General features: G+C 64.9%; 13 protein-coding genes. 8 read left to right on the forward strand and 5 right to left on the reverse strand.

The window, feature by feature from the left end; all coding sequences use genetic code 11:
• The first annotated feature begins 527 nt into the window (after positions 1-527).
• From DI041_RS02940 to DI041_RS02965, 6 genes are all read left to right on the forward strand, one after another.
• Positions 528-1,115, forward strand: coding sequence for a glutathione peroxidase (locus tag DI041_RS02940; protein WP_046982654.1), 588 nt, complete (start codon positions 528-530; stop codon positions 1,113-1,115).
• Between the two features lie 96 nt (positions 1,116-1,211).
• Entirely contained in the window at positions 1,212-2,189 is a 978-nt protein-coding gene (locus DI041_RS02945; protein WP_046982652.1) for an FKBP-type peptidyl-prolyl cis-trans isomerase, read from the forward strand.
• A gap of 23 nt (positions 2,190-2,212) precedes the next feature.
• Positions 2,213-3,562, forward strand: coding sequence for a UDP-glucose dehydrogenase family protein (locus DI041_RS02950; protein ID WP_046982651.1), 1,350 nt, complete (start codon positions 2,213-2,215; stop codon positions 3,560-3,562).
• The gene (locus tag DI041_RS02955) at positions 3,555-3,794 is read left to right on the forward strand and encodes a SlyX family protein (protein WP_136638281.1); all 240 of its coding nucleotides are present in this window, start codon (positions 3,555-3,557) and stop codon (positions 3,792-3,794) included. The genes DI041_RS02950 and DI041_RS02955 overlap by 8 nt, the downstream gene beginning before the upstream one ends.
• Positions 3,795-3,804: 10 nt before the next feature.
• Complete coding sequence (locus DI041_RS02960) at positions 3,805-4,491, forward strand: DUF2058 domain-containing protein (protein WP_136638279.1); 687 nt, start codon at positions 3,805-3,807, stop codon at positions 4,489-4,491.
• Between the two features lie 49 nt (positions 4,492-4,540).
• On the forward strand, positions 4,541-6,613 hold the full coding sequence (locus tag DI041_RS02965; protein ID WP_136638278.1) for an acyltransferase family protein: 2,073 nt from the start codon (positions 4,541-4,543) through the stop codon (positions 6,611-6,613).
• A gap of 12 nt (positions 6,614-6,625) precedes the next feature.
• On the opposite strand, the gene DI041_RS02970 is transcribed toward DI041_RS02965, so the two are convergent.
• From DI041_RS02970 to DI041_RS02980, 4 genes are all read right to left on the reverse strand, one after another.
• A complete protein-coding gene (locus tag DI041_RS02970) occupies positions 6,626-7,810 on the reverse strand; it encodes an MFS transporter (RefSeq protein WP_136638277.1) in 1,185 nt (394 codons plus the stop codon).
• A gap of 78 nt (positions 7,811-7,888) precedes the next feature.
• Positions 7,889-10,573, reverse strand: a complete 2,685-nt coding sequence (gene metH, locus DI041_RS02975; protein ID WP_046982646.1) for a methionine synthase — start codon at positions 10,571-10,573, stop codon at positions 7,889-7,891.
• Positions 10,574-10,630: 57 nt separating this feature from the next.
• Positions 10,631-11,722 (reverse strand): homocysteine S-methyltransferase family protein, encoded by a 1,092-nt coding sequence (locus DI041_RS21295; RefSeq protein WP_136638275.1) that lies wholly within the window; start codon positions 11,720-11,722, stop codon positions 10,631-10,633.
• 10 nt (positions 11,723-11,732) lie between these two features.
• A complete protein-coding gene (locus DI041_RS02980; RefSeq protein ID WP_006376775.1) occupies positions 11,733-12,662 on the reverse strand; it encodes an ArsR/SmtB family transcription factor in 930 nt (309 codons plus the stop codon).
• Positions 12,663-12,814: 152 nt separating this feature from the next.
• Between DI041_RS02980 and DI041_RS02985 the strand changes: the two genes are divergently transcribed.
• Both DI041_RS02985 and DI041_RS02990 read left to right on the forward strand, forming a co-directional pair.
• Entirely contained in the window at positions 12,815-13,963 is a 1,149-nt protein-coding gene (locus DI041_RS02985) for an acyl-CoA dehydrogenase family protein (RefSeq protein ID WP_046982644.1), read from the forward strand.
• 145 nt (positions 13,964-14,108) lie between these two features.
• The gene (locus DI041_RS02990; protein WP_046982643.1) at positions 14,109-14,396 is read left to right on the forward strand and encodes a hypothetical protein; all 288 of its coding nucleotides are present in this window, start codon (positions 14,109-14,111) and stop codon (positions 14,394-14,396) included.
• A gap of 153 nt (positions 14,397-14,549) precedes the next feature.
• Here DI041_RS02990 and DI041_RS02995 read toward each other — a convergent pair whose 3' ends face one another.
• Positions 14,550-17,723, reverse strand: coding sequence for a multidrug efflux RND transporter permease subunit (locus tag DI041_RS02995; protein WP_046982642.1), 3,174 nt, complete (start codon positions 17,721-17,723; stop codon positions 14,550-14,552).
• Positions 17,724-17,726: the final 3 nt, after the last annotated feature.

Consider the following 17,726-nt stretch of genomic DNA (forward strand, 5'->3'; position numbering starts at 1 on the left):
GGGGAGGGGGCAGCATTGCCTGCCGGTGAAGCGGTCGCGTCCTGCGCACTATCGGTTGAGGCGGGGGAGGTTGGCGCGGCCAGCCAGGCCAGCACGATCAGGGTCGAAACGGCAGCGGCCGCGGGTGCGGTGAGGTTGCGACGTATCCGGACGTTCATGGCTTCCCCCTGTCTCAGGTGACTGGTGTTGTATGCAACTATAACACCGGCACGCCTACGTGCAACCCCCTACCGTCCCCAACTGATGGCAGGGGTGGTCAGATTGCTGAAATATCCCTTTATTCAATTGATTTAAAAGAGAAATAAAACTGTCGCAGGGGGCAGTCCACATCCGCCTTGCATTCAGTGATGTCCATGCTATGTCATCACTGCGCCGTCGATCGCGCCCGGGCGGCGCATTCGCCACGCCGCGCAAAGCCCGGGTGGGCCTGTGCCATCAGGGGCGCCGGAGCCCGGTGCTATAGTTCGGCCGATCCCCGGCCGGTGCTGGCCGGGCCCCTGTTGAATGGCTACCGCGGACCGCTCCTGATGCCCCTGCCGACTGTTTCCCCGCGCCGCCTGCGCGGTCTGTCCCTGCTGGTCCTGATGGTGGCCGGCGCTGTTGGTTCCGGCAGTGCCCTTGCTGCCGATCTGCTCGACCTGGATTACCGGCCGCTGGCCGGCAAGCAGCAGGTCAACCTGCAGCAGCGCTACCACGGGCAGGTGCTGCTGGTGGTCAACACCGCCAGCAAGTGCGGCTATACCCCGCAGTACGAAGGGCTGGAAGCGCTGCAGAAGCGCTATGCGGGGCGTGGCTTCGCGGTGCTTGGCTTCCCGTCCAATGATTTCAAGGGCCAGGAGCCGGGCGACGAGAAGCAGATCCAGGATTTCTGCACCCTGACCTACGGCGTCAAGTTCCCGATGTTCGAGAAGGTGCATGTGGTGGGGGAGCAGGCAACGCCGCTTTATCAGCGCCTTGCCGCAGCCACCGGCGTAGCCCCGGCCTGGAACTTCCACAAATACCTGGTCGGCCGCGATGGCAAGGTCATCGCCCAGTTCGCCAGCAAGGTGACGCCGGATGATGCACAGCTCACCGCCGCCATCGACAAGGCGCTGGCCGCTACCGCCACGCATTGATATCCGGCATGTATGCCTCGACATCGACGGCATGCGTGCGACAATGACTCTTTTCGCGCCGACGTCGGCGCCCGGACACTTTCAGGAATGCAGCGAATGAAGATGGGAATGCGCGGCGCCGCGGCGTCGGTTCTGATTCTGGCAATGGGCACTTCGGGTGTCGCTCTGTCGCAACAACCGGCTGCCCCCGCAGCCGCCAAGGAGACCGCAACCTTGAATTCCCCCAAGCAGAAGCTCGGCTACGCCATTGGCCTGGACGTGGCCAAGTCGTTCACTCCGATTGCCGATGAGATTGACGTAGCTGCCCTGCGCACCGCCGTGGAGCGCTCCTTCGAAGGCCTGCAGCCCCAGATCACCCAGGAACAGGCCAAGGCCACCGATGCCGCACTGCGCCAGGTGGTGATGGCCCGCAGCGGCCAGCAGGTGCCGGGCATGGCGCCGGGCTCGCAGCCGGCGAAAGTGGACCGCGTCAAGGTGTCGCAGATGATCGGTTCCTATTCGGTCGGTCCGTCGCTGGCGCAGCTGAAGGACGACATCGACGTCGCCTCGCTGTTTGACGCGATCAGCACCGGCCTGAGCAAGGGCCAGCCGAAGATGACGGAAGCTGACGCGACCGCCACCATCCAGTCGTTCATGGGTGCCAAGCAGGCCGAAATGCAGGCCAAGGCCGCCGCCGCCGCGCAGACCAACCGCGAGGAAGGCAATGCGTTCATGTCCAAGAACAAGACCCAGCCGGGCGTGGTGACCACCGCCTCGGGCCTGCAGTACCAGGTGATCCGCCCGGGTAGCGGCGAGCGCCCGCTGCCGAGCAGCAAGGTGCGCGTGAACTACGAAGGCAAGCTGCTCAACGGTACCGTGTTCGACAGCTCCTACGGCCGCCAGCCGGCCGAGTTCGGTCTGGACCAGGTGATCAAGGGCTGGACCGAGGGCGTCGCGCTGATGCCGGTCGGCTCGAAGTACCGCTTCTGGATCCCGGGCAACCTGGCCTATGGCGAAAACGGCACCCCGGGTGGCCCGATCGGCCCGAACGCAACTCTGACCTTCGACGTCGAGCTGCTGGGCGTCCTGCCGTAAGTCATCCAGGAGCGAATACGGATATGCGCGTTGCGATTTTTGGTACCGGCTACGTTGGACTGGTAACTGGTACCTGCCTGGCCGATGTGGGTCATCAGGTGGTCTGCGTCGATATCGACCAGGCCAAAGTGGATGGCCTCAACCAGGGCATCATCCCGATCTACGAGCCGGGCCTGGAGCCCATGGTGAAGGCCAACCATGCCGCCTTGCGGCTGGCATTCACCACCGATGCCGCGGCCGCCATCGACCATGGCCAGGTCGTTTTCATCGCCGTAGGCACGCCACCGGACGAGGATGGCAGCGCCGATCTGCAGTACGTGCTGGCCGTGGCCCGCACCATCGGCCGGCACATGAGTGTGCCGACCGTGGTGGTCAACAAGTCGACGGTGCCGGTCGGCACCGCCGACAAGGTGCGCGCGGCCATTGCCGAAGAGTTGGCTGCGCGCAATGCGGACATCGCCTTCGACGTGGTGTCCAACCCGGAGTTCCTGAAGGAAGGCGATGCGGTTGCCGACTGCATGCGCCCGGACCGCATCATCATCGGTGCGACCAGCGAAGAATCGGTGGCGGTCATGCGCCGTCTGTATGCGCCGTTCAACCGCAACCACGACCGTGTGGTGGAAATGGACGTACGTTCGGCCGAACTGACCAAGTACGCGGCCAACGCGATGCTGGCGACCAAGATTTCGTTCATGAACGAAATCGCCAACATCGCCGAGCGTGTCGGTGCAGATGTCGAGCAGGTCCGCCAGGGCATCGGTTCGGACCCGCGCATCGGTTGGCATTTCATCTATCCGGGCGCCGGCTATGGCGGCTCGTGCTTCCCCAAGGATGTGCAGGCGCTGGCCCGCACCGCGCAGCAGTACGGCCTCGAGCCGAAGCTGCTGAACGCGGTGGAAGCGGTCAACGATGCACAGAAGGGCCATCTGTTCGCCCTCATCCAGCGCCACTATGACAAGGGCGAGGACGAAGGCGTGCGCGGCAAGACGTTTGCCGTGTGGGGCCTGGCCTTCAAGCCGAACACCGACGACATGCGCGAAGCCTCCAGCCGTCGCCTGCTTGCGCAGCTGTGGGAAGGTGGTGCGACGGTGCGTGCGTATGACCCGGAAGCGATGCATGAATCGCAGCGCATCTTCGGCGAGCGCGACGACCTGGTGTTCTGCAACAGCGCTGATGAAGCGCTGCAGGGTGCCGACGCACTGGTCGTGGTTACCGAGTGGAAGCAGTTCCGCAGCCCCGATTTCCAGAAGCTGCGTGAGCAGCTGAAGGACGCGGCGGTGTTCGATGGCCGCAATCTGTACGAGCCGGCCGAGGTGGAAGCTGCAGGCCTGGCGTACTACGGTATCGGCCGGGGGCGTTCGCTGCATGTCTGAGCTGCCGAGCGAACGTGAGCAGGCGCTGGAAGCGCGCCTGGTCGAGCTTGAAATGCGCGTGTCCTTCCAGGAACAGGCGCTTGCCGAACTGAGCGATGCGCTGGCTGATGCCCGCATGCAGGGCATGCGCAACGCCGATGTGCTGCGCGTGCTGCTGGAAGATCTGGGCAAGGTCCGCAACGCACTGAATTCTTCCGATCCGGCGAGCGAACCGCCGCCGCCGCACTACTGATCCGAACTCTATGAGCGATACCCTCCGCGACCAGCTGATGGGCCTGGGCTTCAAGCCGGCGCCCAAGCCCGAGCGCAAGAATGATGGCCCCCGCCGTGATGGCCGCCCGCAGGGCAAGGGTGGCAATGGCAATGGAAAGCCGCAGGGCGCAGTCAAGGGCGAGCACAAGCCCGGCGAGCGCCGTGGCCATGGTCACCACGCTGGAGCCGGCAAGCCCGGCGGCCAGGCGCGTGGCCAGGGCCAGCAGGGTCCTCGCAAGCCGCGCAGTGCCGAAGAGATGGATCTGGCCAAGGCCTATGCCATCCGTGCGCAGAAGGAAAAGGAAGAACGCATCCAGGCAGAGCGCCTGAAGCAGGAAGAGGCGCGCGTGCGCCGCGAGGCGAAGGCCAAGCTGGAAGAGCTGCTGAAGGACAAGGGCCTGAATGCCGAGGATGCCGACATTGCCCGCCACTTCCCGTATGGCGGCAAGATCAAGCGCATCTACGTGACTGCCGAGCAGCTGACTGCGCTCAATGCAGGTGAACTGGGCGTGGTCCAGCTCAATGGCCGCTACCTGCTGGTCACCGCCGAAGTGCTGGCGCAGTCCGAGGCAGTGTTTGCCGCGTCGGTGGCGCTGAAGGTCGATCCGAACGCGCCGGCCGAGGAAGATCCATACGCCGACCCGCAGTTCCAGGTGCCGGACGACCTGGTCTGGTAAGGACGCAACCACCGCGGATGGCGCTGCCTCCGCGGTTGTGGGGAAAGGGATGACCGCTGAACCAATCCGTGGCTACGTGCCGCACATTGACGGTCTGCGCGCGATTGCCGTGCTGGCCGTCATCGTGTTCCACCTGGACCCGGCCTGGTTGCCGGGCGGGTTTACTGGCGTAGATGTGTTCTTCGTCATCTCCGGTTTCGTGGTCAGCGCGTCGGTGCACCGGCTGCCACCGTTGTCGCTGTGGCAATCGATGCTGCGCTTCTATTCGCGCCGTATCCGCCGCATCGCACCTGCGCTGATCAGCTGCCTGCTGCTGACCGCCGTTGCCAGCGTGCTGTTCATTCCCGAGTCCTGGCTCAGCGAGGCCAGTGACAAGACCGGGCTGATGGCGTTCTTCGGCTTCAGCAACTGGGTACTGGCGCTGATCGGCAACGATTATTTCGCGCCCAAGGCCGAATTCAATCCCTACACCCATACCTGGTCGCTGGGCGTGGAAGAGCAGTTCTACCTGCTGTTCCCGCTGCTGTTCCTCGCCTGGGCACGCGGCGCGCGCGGGCGTTGGATGAGCCTGGGCTTGTTTGCCGTGGTCAGCGTGGCGTCGCTGCTGCATGCGGCGGTGCTGGGCCTGCGCGAGACACCTCCATCGTGGGCGTTCTACGCCACCAGTACGCGGCTGTGGCAGTTGGGTGTTGGCGTACTGTTGTTCCAGGTGCTGCATGTTCGCCAGCCACAGGATCCAGTGACGACGGCTGCACTGAAGCGCGCCGCCCCCGTGTTCTCGCTGCTTGCGATGGTGGCGCTTGCCCTGCTGTGTTGGGCGTTGTGGACCGCACGGGCCGGACGTTCGCCGTGGCCTGACGGCCTGCTGCCGACCTTCGCTGCGGCAGGCCTGCTGTGGGCGCTCCATCATCATCCGCGGTCCTGGGTGGCACGCCTGCTGGTCAGCAAGCCGATGCGCTACATCGGCCTGCTCTCGTACTCACTGTACCTGTGGCACTGGCCGGTATTCGTGCTGATGCGCTGGACCGTAGGCCTGCAGACCCCCTTGCAGATGACCACGGCGATGGCGCTGGTATTGCTGCTGTCATGGTTGTCGTGGCGCTGGGTGGAGCAACCGTTCCGCGGCACATTGGCGCAACGCGTGCGCCCAGGTCGTTGGGTGCTGGCAGGCGCGGCCATTCTGATGGTCGCGGCCGGCACCCAGACGCTGCTCTACCTGCAGGCATCGCGGATATCACTGAGCACGGTCAGCCGGCATCCGGCCGACTGGTATCCCAACGGCAAGAGCGTGTCAGGCGACTATCCTCATTGTGCATTGGTGACGGACAAGCAACGCTTCGCAGGTGGCAGCATGCGGACCTATGCCCGTGGCGCCTGCGAACGGCCGCTGTCGGCCGGCGCGCCAAAGCGGGTCTTTGTTGCCGGTGATTCGCATGCGATGGCTTACATCGAGCTGCTGCAGCGGCTGGCGCTTGAGGCCGGCTCGGAGGTCGTCCTCTATGGACGAGGTGGATGCCCGCAGGTGAGCCTGCAGAAGTGGCGCGGCGCGGGTGCCGGTTGCACTGATTTCGACGCAGCGATGCTCGCTGACGTCACGCAGCGAGCGCAGCCAGGTGATGCCGTGGTACTGGTGTCGCTGCGGATACCGCGCTTGTCCGATCAGTTCGTGTTGTTCGATGCGCAGGCGCAGCTGGCAGGCGAGCTGACCCCGGAAGCCGCTGCAGGACGTGAGGCCGAAGTGGCAGAGGCGATCACCCAGTGGAAGCCGCTGGCCGAGCGCGGTGTACGTATAGTGCTGGAGGCGCCCAAGCCGGTGTTGCCGGCGCCGCCGTATCGCTGTTCGGATCGCTTCAATGCGCGCAACGAGATCTGCCGCAATGGCTTGGACAGCACGCGCGAGGCGATGGAAACGCTGCGTGCGCCGATGCTGGGCAGCCTGCGGCAAGTGGTCGATGGCCTGCCGGGCGGCGTGCTGTGGGACCCGATGCCGGTGCTGTGCGATGACGTGCTATGTCCAGCACAGCGCGATGGTCGACCGTTGTTCTTCGATGGTGATCATCTCAGCGCTCACGGCAACCGTGTGTTGCTGCCTTCGTTGCAGCAGGCTCTGCAGCAGCGCTGACTTGGCGCATGGTCAGTGCGCGCGACGCCGCCGTCTCGCGCGGATCAGCGGCAGGCTCAATGAGAAGAAGCACAGCAGGGCACCGATCAGGGCGAAAGCACTGCCGGCCAGGAATGCAGTGCGGCCATCGTCGATCTTCCACAGCTGGCCGGCGATGAGCGCGCCCAGCACGCCGCCGACACCGGACGAGAATCCGTACAGCAGGCCCTGGCCATGGCCATTGAGGCGGCCGGGGAAATAGGTCGCCAGCATCTGCATCGCAGCCGCGAAGAAGGCAGCAAAGCCGAGCGCATGGGCGCTCTGCGCGACCAGCATTACCGGCAGGTTCTGCGGGAACAACGCGGTCGCCGCCCAGCGCAGGCAGGAGCTGACCAGCGCGATCAGCAGCATCCAGCTGGCGTCGTAGCGGCGGAAGAAGCGGCCGATGGTGAAGAACACGCCTACCTCGAACACCACGCCGATGGTCCACAGCAGGCCGAGGGTGGAGGTGCGATAGCCGTGGTGGTCCATGTAGACCGAGAAGAACGTGTAGTACGGGCCGAACGACAGCTGCTCCATGAACGCGGCCAGGAAGAACGCGAGCACTGGTGGCCGGCGCACGATCTGCCAGAAGCCAGTGGCATCGCCGTCGGCCTTGCTGATGTCACGTGCATAGTGGTTGCTGAAGGCCGAGGCCACCATCAACACAAACAACGGCAGCATCAGCCACGGCAGCAGCGCGGCGCGGTTGCCGCTGCCATCGCCCTCGATCAACCAGCCGAACAGGGTCACGATGGCGATGAAGCCGAGCGAGCCCCAGACCCGGATCAGGCCGTAGCGATGGCTGTCGCTGCCGAGGTGAGTGAGGGTGATCGACTCAAACTGCGGCATCACCGCGTTGTAGAAGAAGCAGAACACGACCATCGCCGGGTACATCCATGGCTGTGGCAGCGGCAGCAGGAAGGCGGTGAAACTGATCAGCGCCAGCACGCACCCCAGCCGCAGCAGGCGGATCGGTCGTGGTGAGGCTGCGGCCAGGGTGGTCCACATGCTGGGGGCGACCACGCGGGTGGCATACCACAGGCCCATCATCACGCTGATGGCGGTGACGCTCATGCCGCGCGCCGTCAGGAACAGGCTCCAGTACGGAGTGAACGCACCGAGCGCCGCGTAGTAGAACAGGTAGAAGCTGGAGAGGCGGGCAACGGGAACGGTCATCGCAGAATAATGCACGGTAGCGCCGGGCCATGCCCGGGGGACAGGAGATGACGCCGGGTATGGCCCGGTGCTACCGGATCATTCCGGATCGTAGTCGAGGTTGGAGGCCAGCCAGCGTTCGGCCTGGGCGCGATCCACGCCCTTGCGCCGAGCGTAATCGCCCACCTGCTCGCGGCCGAGGCGCCCGACCACGAAGTACTGGCTCTGCGGATGGCTGAAGTAATAGCCCGACACCGCCGCGGTCGGCAGCATCGCGAAGCTTTCGGTCAGCTCCATGCCGGCGTTGGCTTCTGCCTGCAGCAGGTCGAACAGCCGGCGCTTCTCGCTGTGCTCCGGGCAGGCCGGGTAGCCGGGAGCCGGGCGGATGCCGCTGTACTGCTCGTCGATCAGCGCCTCGTTGTCCAGTGTCTCGGTATGGTCGTAGCCCCAGAAATCGGTACGCACGCGCTGGTGCAGGCGCTCGGCCAGCGCTTCGGCGAAGCGATCGGCGAGGGCCTTCAGCAGGATCGCGTTGTAGTCGTCGTGGTCGGCCTCGAACCGGGCCACGTGCGCATCGATGCCGATGCCGGCGGTGACAGCGAATGCACCGATCCAGTCCTGGCGGCCACTGTCGGCCGGTGCGATGAAATCGGCGAGGCAGAAGTCCGGGCGCTCGGCGGGCTTGTCCACCTGCTGGCGCAGGAAGTGCAGGGTGGTCTCGCCTCGCGGGTGTTGTACGCGCACGTCGTCGCCGACGCTGTTGGCCGGCCACAGGCCGAACACGGCCTTGGCGGTGAGCCACTTCTCGCCCACGATGCGGTCGAGCATCACTCGGGCATCCTTGTACAGATCGCTGGCCTGCGCGCCGACGATTTCGTCGGTGAGGATGGCGGGATACTTGCCGGCCAGTTCCCAGGCCTGGAAGAAAGGTGTCCAGTCGATGTAGGGCACCAGTTCGGCCAGCGGGTAATCGTCGAACACATGCAGGCCGGGCTGGTTCGGAGCCGGCGGTACATAGCTGTCCCAGCCGCCCTGGAACTTCTGCCCACGAGCGTGTTCCAGCGAAACCAGTCGCTTGGCATCACCACGGTTGCGGTGACGTGCGCGGATCTCGGCATAGTCGGCTTCGTTGGCCGCGACGAAGGCCGCGCGCAGGTCGCGTGAGATCAACGACTGGGCAACGCCAACCGCTCGTGAGGCGTCCTTCACCCATACCGTGGGCGCGTGATAGTGCGGGTCGATCTTCAGCGCGGTATGCGCGCGCGACGTGGTGGCGCCGCCGATCAGCAGCGGCAGATCGAAGCCCTGGCGCTGCATCTCGCGGGCGACGTGGCTCATCTCCTCCAGCGACGGAGTGATCAGCCCGGACAGGCCGATCAGATCGGCATTGTGCTCGCGCGCGGCGTCGAGGATCTTCTGCGCCGGCACCATCACCCCCAGATCCACCACCTCGAAGTTGTTGCAGGCCAGGACCACGCCCACGATGTTCTTGCCGATGTCGTGCACATCGCCCTTCACCGTGGCCATGATGATGCGGCCGTTGCTCTTGGCGGTATCGCCGCTGCGCGCCTTTTCAGCTTCGATGTAAGGCAGCAGGTAGGCCACCGCCTTCTTCATCACCCGCGCGGACTTGACCACCTGCGGCAGGAACATCTTGCCGGCGCCGAACAGATCGCCGACTACATTCATGCCATCCATCAACGGACCCTCGATCACGTCCAGCGGGCGGCTCGATGCCTGCCGTGCCAGCTCGGTGTCTTCTTCGACCCAGGCGTCCAGGCCGTGCACCAGTGCATGTGCCAGGCGCTGCGCGACCGGCTTCTCGCGCCAGGCCAGGTCCTCGGTCTTCGCCGCGCCCTTCTTGCCCTTGTAGCGTTCGGCAATCTCCAGCAGTCGCTCGGTGGCGTCGCTGCGGCGATTGAGGATCACATCCTCGACGCGTTCGCGCAGTTCCGGCTCCAGCTCGTCGTAGATCGGCATGGCGCCGGCGTTGACGATGCCCATGTCCATGCCGGCAGCGATGGCGTGGTACAGGAACACCGAGTGGATCGCCTGGCGCACGGTCTCGTTGCCACGGAACGAGAACGAGACGTTGGAAACGCCGCCGGATACATGGCAGTGCGGAAGGGTCTGCTTGATGATGCGGGTAGCTTCGATGAAGTCCACCGCATAGTTGTCGTGCTCTTCGATGCCGGTGGCGACAGCGAAGATGTTCGGGTCGAAGATGATGTCCTGCGGCGGGAAACCGATCTCGTCGACCAGCAGGCGGTAGGCGCGGGTGCAGATCTCGACCTTGCGCGCGCAGGTATCGGCCTGGCCGGCCTCGTCGAAGGCCATCACCACCGCGGCCGCGCCATAGCGCAGCACCTTGCGTGCATGTTCGCGGAACAGCGTTTCGCCTTCCTTCAGCGAGATCGAATTGACCACGCTCTTGCCCTGCAGGCACTTCAGGCCGGCCTCGATCACGCTCCACTTCGACGAGTCGACCATCACCGGAATACGCGCGATGTCCGGTTCGGACATGATCAGGTTGAGGTAGCGTGTCATCGCCGCTTCCGAATCGATCAGGCCCTCGTCCATGTTGACGTCGAGAATCTGCGCGCCGCTGGCCACCTGCTGGCGGGCCACGTCCACCGCCTCTTCGTAGCGACCTTCCTTGATCAGCTTGCGGAACTGCGCACTGCCGGTGACGTTGGTGCGCTCACCGACATTGATGAACAGCAGGTCCGGGGTGATGACCAGTGGTTCCAGGCCGGACAGGCGTGTAGGGCGGACAGGCGTCATGGTTGGCGGCGGCTCAACAGCAATAGGACGGAAAGTGCGGGACGATGGCGGCGACGTTCATGCGGCCTGTTCCTGCGCGCCGGGCAGGACGCGCGGCGGCAGCCCGGCCACCGCCTGCGCGATGGCGCGGATGTGATCGGGCGTGGAGCCGCAGCAGCCGCCGACCAGGTTCAACAGCCCATCCTCGGCGAAGCCGCGCAGGGTCGTGGCCATTTCTTCAGGTGTTTCGTCGTACTCGCCGAACGCGTTGGGCAGGCCTGCATTGGGATGCGCACTGACATGGCAGTCCGACACCTGCGACAGGGTTTCCACATGCGGGCGCATCGCATCGGCGCCCAGCGCGCAGTTCAGGCCGATCGACAGCGGCCGCGCATGCGCCAATGAGGCATGGAAGGCCTCGGCGGTCTGCCCGGACAGGGTGCGTCCCGATGCATCGGTGATGGTGCCGGAGATCATCACCGGCAGCCGCGCACCACGTGCATCGAAAGCTTCCTCCACGGCATACAGGGCGGCCTTGGCATTGAGCGTGTCGAAGATGGTCTCGACCATGATGGTATCTGCACCACCGTCGATCAGGCCGTCGATGGCCTCGCGGTAGGTGCCGCGCAACTCGTCGAAGCTGGTGTTGCGGAAGCCGGGATCATTCACGTCGGGGCTGATCGAGGCGGTGCGGCTGGTCGGGCCGAGCACGCCGATGACAAAGCGCGGCTTGCCCGGCGTGGTCGCGGCCACGGCATCGCAGCAGGCGCGTGCGACTGCCGCCCCAGCTTTGTTCAATTCGTACACGAGGTGTTCGAGGTGGTAGTCGGCCTGGCTGACCGAGGTGGCATTGAAGGTATTGGTCTCCACCAGGTCGGCGCCAGCGTCCAGGTACGCGGTGTGGATGTCGGCGATGATCTGCGGCCGGGTCAGCAGCAGCAGATCGTTGTTGCCCTTCAGGTCGTGGCCTTCCGGCACTGCGTGGTCGCAGCCGGGGCCATGGGCGTGGTCGAAGCCACCGGCGAAGCGCTCGCCTCGATAGTCGTCCTCCTGCAGCCCATGGCGCTGGATCATCGTGCCCATCGCGCCGTCGATGATCAGGATCCGCTCGCGCAGGGCATCGAGCAGGGCGTTGGCGCGATCGGGATGCAACCAGGGCAGGGTGGGCATGGTCTCGGGCTCAGGGCTTGTTGGCGATCAGCGAAATCACTTCGAAGTGCGGCGGGCGCTTCTCGCGGGTGACGGTCTCCAGGCTCGACACCTGCAGGCCGGCCTTGTCGACGAACTTGCGCAGCTCCTTGTCGCTGAAACCGAGGTTGACGTGGCCGTAGGCCTCCACCGCGGCCTTGTGTTCGTGCCGGGCCAGGCTGCACAGCAGCAGGCGGCCACCGGGGCGCAGCACGCGCGCGGCTTCGGTTACCGCCTGCGCCGGCTTGCTGGCATAGGTCAGCGCGTGCATCAGCACCACCAGGTCGAAGCTGCGGTCCTTGAACGGCAGGGCGTGCATGTCGCCTTCGCGCACTTCCACGTTGGGCAGGCGGCGCAGGCGCTCGCTGGCGGCGGCAACCACACGCGCACTGGTGTCGATGCAGATGTAGCGCTTGGCATGCGGGGCCACGAGTTCGGCCAGCACGCCGTCACCGGAGGCGATATCGAGCACGTCACCGGTTTCCAGCAGCGGCAGCGCAGTGCGTGCAAGCGCTTCCCAGGTACGACCCGGGGAGTAGTGGCGCTCCATGTCGCCGGCCACGCTGTCGGCCCAGTTCTGGTCGGAAGCACGGTGGGCCAGCACGGCGGCAACCCGTTCAGCATCCTGGCGCAGCAGCGGGTCGTCGCTTCCGTTGCTCAAGGCATGCCACAATGCGCGCTGCGCCGGGTCCAGCTGGGCCTCATCGAAGCGGTAGTAGGCCGACACGCCGGCACGGCGGTCGCGGACCAGGCCAGCTTCCTTCAGGCGCGCCAAGTGGGTGGACACGCGCGGCTGCGCCAGCCGGGTGATCGCCGACAGTTCGGCCACGGTCAGCTCCTCCTGCTCCAGCAGCGCCAGCAGGCGCACGCGGGTGGCATCGGCGAACACCTTCAGGCGTGTCGACCAGTCTTCCAGATCCATAGATATCTACCTATCGCGATATAGAGATATATTCGCTGAGGTTGCCTGTCGCGGTCAAGTCGCTGGCGTACGGAAGCGCTCGGCCCCGTTACAATCTGGGCACCTGGGCGCGCCGTGTGCGGCCCACATCATCATGTACCCGGGAGGGTGTTGTGGATTTCAGCTTTACTGAAGAGCAGTTGATGCTGCAGGACGTGGCGCGGCGCATCGCGCAGGAGAAGATCGCCCCCAGCGCGGAGCACCATGACCGCACCGGCGAATTCCCGTTGGACAACATCCGCCTGCTGGGCGAGAACGGCCTGATGGGTATCGAAGTGCCGGCCGAGTATGGCGGCGCGGGCATGGACCCGATTGCGTACGTGCTGGCGATGGTGGAGGTCGCCGCCGGTGATGCTGCGCATTCGACCATCATGTCGGTCAACAATTCGCTGTTCTGCAACGGCATCCTCACCCACGGCAATGAAGCGCAGAAGCAGAAGTACGTGCGTGCCATCGCCGAGGGTGAAGCCATTGGCGCGTTCGCGCTGACCGAGCCGCAGTCCGGGTCCGACGCCACTGCCATGCGCTGCCGCGCGGTCAAGCAGGCCGACGGAACCTTCGTCATCAACGGCAAGAAGAGCTGGATCACCTCCGGCCCGGTGGCCAAGTACATTGTGTTGTTTGCGATGAGCGAGCCTGACAAGGGCGCGCGCGGCATCACTGCGTTCATGATCGATACTGACAAGGCGGGCTTCGGGCGCGGCAAGACCGAGCCGAAGCTGGGCATCCGCGCATCGGCGACCTGCGAGATCGAGTTCAACGATTACGTGGCACAGGCCGAAGACGTGCTGGGCCAGGAAGGCGAGGGCTTCAAGATCGCCATGGGCGTGCTCGATGCTGGCCGCATCGGCATTGCTTCGCAGGCCATCGGCATCGCCCGCGCCGCCTATGAAGCGACGATCGAGTATGTGAAGGAGCGCAAGGCATTCGGCGCCGCAATCGGCACCTTCCAGATGACCCAGGCCAAGATCGCCGACATGAAGTGCAAGCTGGACGCAGCGCTGCTGCTGACCCTGCGCGCGGCGTGGGTGAAGGGGCAAGGCAAGCGCTTCAGCAATGAAGCGGCCATTGCCAAGCTGACCGCTTCGGAAGCGGCGATGTGGATCACCCACCAGGCCGTGCAGATCCACGGCGGCATGGGCTACTCCAAGGAAATGCCGCTGGAGCGCTACTTCCGTGATGCCAAGATCACCGAGATCTACGAAGGCACCTCGGAGATCCAGCGCCTGGTGATCGCCCGTAACGAGACCGGGCTGCGCTGATTTTCCCGTGCCGCGCCGCTGCAATGGCGGCGCGGCAGTAGATCCACGCCATGCGTGGATGGCGTTGTGTCCAGATGGCGTGCCCGCCTCTTGCCTGCCAGGATTCATGCTGCTCCAATGCGGATCGTTTTTCTGGAGATACCGCATGATCTACCGCGGCTGGGGTTTCATGACGCTGGTGACGCCGATCGCAGGCATCCTGTTGCTGGCGTACTTCTTCCCGCACGACGGCCCCAAGGGCAACATCCCGCTGCAGCAGGTGCTGCTGGGTGGTGGCATCGGTGCGGCAGTGAACGTGCTGCTGGGCCTGTGGCTCAACCGTGCGCCGCGGCATCAGGGTGAGGCCGCACCCCATCATTTCTTCTTCGTGCCCATGCAATGGGCCGCGCTGGTTCTCGTGGCGGTGTGCGCCGTGATCGCGCTGCTGCGCTGACACGTCGCCTTGGAGAGCGCCAACCAAGGTTGGCGGCTACCGGGCATGCCGCTGCTTTGGTAGATGCCAACCTTGGTTGGCATGGATTCAAAAGCAGCAAAGAAAAAGGCCCCGGATCGCTCCGGGGCCTTTTCATTTCAGCTCACCATCGGATCAACGATCCGGACGGTGGGCGGTTTCCGCATCGCGCTGGCGTTCCATGAACTCCTTGGAGGGTTCATCCAGCTTGTCGCCCAGCATGCGGCGCACGACCACGAAGAACACCGGGATCATCAGCAGGCCGAGCAGGGTGGCGAACAGCATGCCGCCGATCACGCCGGTGCCGATGGCGTGGCGGGAGTTGGCGCCGGCACCGCTGGAGATCGCCATCGGGATCACGCCCATGATGAACGCGAACGAGGTCATCAGGATCGGGCGGAAGCGCAGGCGAGCGGCCTCGATGGTGGCATCGCGCAGGTTCTTGCCTGCGGCACGTTGCTCCACCGCGAACTCGACGATCAGGATCGCATTCTTCGCGGCCAGGCCGATCACGGTGATCAGGCCGATCTTGAAGAACAGGTCGTTGGGCAGGCCACGCAGCATCGACAGGCCCAATGCACCCAGCACGCCAAGCGGAACCACCAGCAGCACCGCCACCGGAATCGACCAGCTTTCATACAGCGCGGCCAGGCACAGGAACACCACCACGATGGACAGCACCAGCAGCAGGGTTGCGGCATTGCCGGCCAGGATTTCCTGGTAGGACATGCCCGACCAGTCATAGCCGAAGCCGGCCGGCAGGTCGTCGGCGACGATCGCCTCCATGGTCTGCATTGCCTCACCCGAGCTGGTACCCGGGGCCTGCGAGCCGACGATGTTGATCGCCGAGTAGCCGTTATAGCGGCTCAGCGACGGCGGTGCCGAGACCCACTCGGACTTGACCACCGTGTTGAGCGGGATCATCGAGTTGGTGCCATCGGCGTTCTTGACCAGGCTGGACGGGCTGTAGAAGCTCTTCAGCGACTCCTGGCCGGTGCGGTACGGGCCATCGGCCTGCATGGTCACGCGCTTGATGCGGCCTTCGTAGAAGAAGTCGTTGACGTACACCGGGGCCAGCATCAGCTGGATGGTGCTGTACACGTCCGACACCGACATGCCCATCGACTGCGCCTGCACGCGGTCGACATGCAGCTGCAGCTGCGGGGCGTTTTCCAGGCCGTTCGGGCGCACGCCGACCAGATGGTCCGGCTTCTGCGCGGCCTGGCCGAGCAGGATGTTGCGCGCCTGGGTCAGCTGCTCGTAGCCGGCACCGCTGCGGTCCTGGAGCCACATGTCGAAGCCGCCGAACTGGCCCAGACCCTGCACGGTGGGCAGGTTGACCACGAAGATCTGCGCTTCCTTGATGCCGTAGAACGCGCCGTTCATGTTCTGGATGAACTCCGGCGCGGTGAACTTGCGTTCCTCCCACGGCTTCAGGCGGATGAAGCCCATGCCCACGTTCTCGCCGGAACCGACGAAGCTGAAGCCGGCCACCTGCAGCATGCCTTCATAGCCATCCTGCTTTTCCAGCACGCCACGCATCTGCGCGAACACTTCGTTGGTCTGGCCCTTGGTCGAACCCGGCGGCAGCTGCACGATCGCCAGCGCATAGCCCTGGTCTTCTTCGGGCAGGAAGCTGCCCGGCATGCGGGTGAACAGGAAACCGCACAGTGCGGTCAGGACCACGAACAGGATCATCCAGCGCGGCGCGTGGCGCACCGCCGAAGTTATGTGGCCCACATAGGTGTGGCTGATCTTGTCGTAGTACTTGTTGAAGGTGCGGTAGATGATGTTCGGGTTGTCGTTGTGCGTCGGCTTGAGGAACGTCGCGCACAACGCCGGGGTGAAGCCCAGCGCCAGGAACGCCGAGAACGCCATCGAGATGGCGATGGTCAGCGCGAACTGCTTGTAGATCTCGCCGGCGGCTCCGCCCTGCAGGGCGGACGGGATGAACACCGCGGCCAGCACGACGGTGATCGCCACCACCGCGCCGGTGATCTGGGTCATCGCCTTCTGCGTGGCCGGCTTCGGCGCCAGGCCTTCCTCGGTCATGATGCGCTCGACGTTCTCGATCACCACGATCGCGTCATCGACCACGATGCCGATCGCCAGCACCATCGCGAACAGGGTCAGCTGATTGATCGTGAAACCGATCATCCACATGCCCAGGAAGGTACCGAGCAGGGCCACCGGGATGACCAGGGTCGGGATCAGCGTGGCGCGGAAGTTCTGCAGGAAGATCAGCATCACCAGGAACACCAGCAACACCGCTTCGAACAGGGTCTTGACCACTTCCTGGATCGAGATCTTGACGAAGGTGGTGCTGTCGTACGGCGAGAACCAGGTCACGCCGGATGGGAAGCTGGGCTGCAGCTCGTCCATCTTGGCGCGCACCGCATCGGCCACGTTCAGGGCGTTGGCGCCCGGCAGCAGCTGGATCGCGAAGGCACCGGTCGGCTTGCCGTTGTACTGGGTATCGAAGCCGTAGTTGTTGGCGCCGAAGGCAACGCGGGCGATGTCCTTCAGCAGCACGCGCGAGCCGTCAGGATTGGCCCGCAGGATGATGTCCTCGAACTCCTGCGGCGAGCTGAAGCGGCCCTCGGCCGAGACGGTCGCGGTGAAGTGCTGGCCTTCCGGCGACGGGTCCGAACCCAGCGCACCCGCAGCGAACTGCACGTTCTGCGCGCGCACCGCAGCCAGCACCTGGCTGGCCGACAGGCCGTAGCCCTGCATCTTTTCCGGGTTGAGCCAGATGTTCATGGCGTACTCGGAACCGAACTGCTGGGTGCTGCCGACGCCCGGAATACGCGAGACCTGGTCGAGCACGCGCGAACCGACGATGTCGTTCAGCGCATCACGGTTGATGGTCGGCGTATCGGACTGCAGTGCGATGACCATCAGGAAGCCGGCGTTGGCCTTGGCCACCACCACGCCCTGCTGGGTCACTTCCGAAGGCAGGCGTGGCGTGGCCAGCGACACCTTGTTCTGCACCTGCACCTGGGCGATGTCCGGATCGGTACCGGTCTCGAAGGTGAGGGTGATCGAGGCACGGCCGTTCGATGCGGACGAGGAGCTGAAGTACAGCAGGTGATCGATACCGGTCAGCTGCTGCTCGATCACCTGGGTGACCGATTTTTCGGTGGTATCCGCGCTGGCGCCCGGGTAAGTGGCCGAGACGGTCACCTGCGGCGGGGCGATGTTGGGATAGGACTCGACGCCGAGGTTGAGGATCGCGATCACGCCGCTGAGCGAGATCAGGATCGCAACCACCCAGGCGAAGACTGGATGTTCGATGAAAAATTTAGGCATGAC

Source organism: Stenotrophomonas maltophilia, assembly GCF_004920835.1.
GTDB lineage: Bacteria > Pseudomonadota > Gammaproteobacteria > Xanthomonadales > Xanthomonadaceae > Stenotrophomonas > Stenotrophomonas maltophilia_AQ.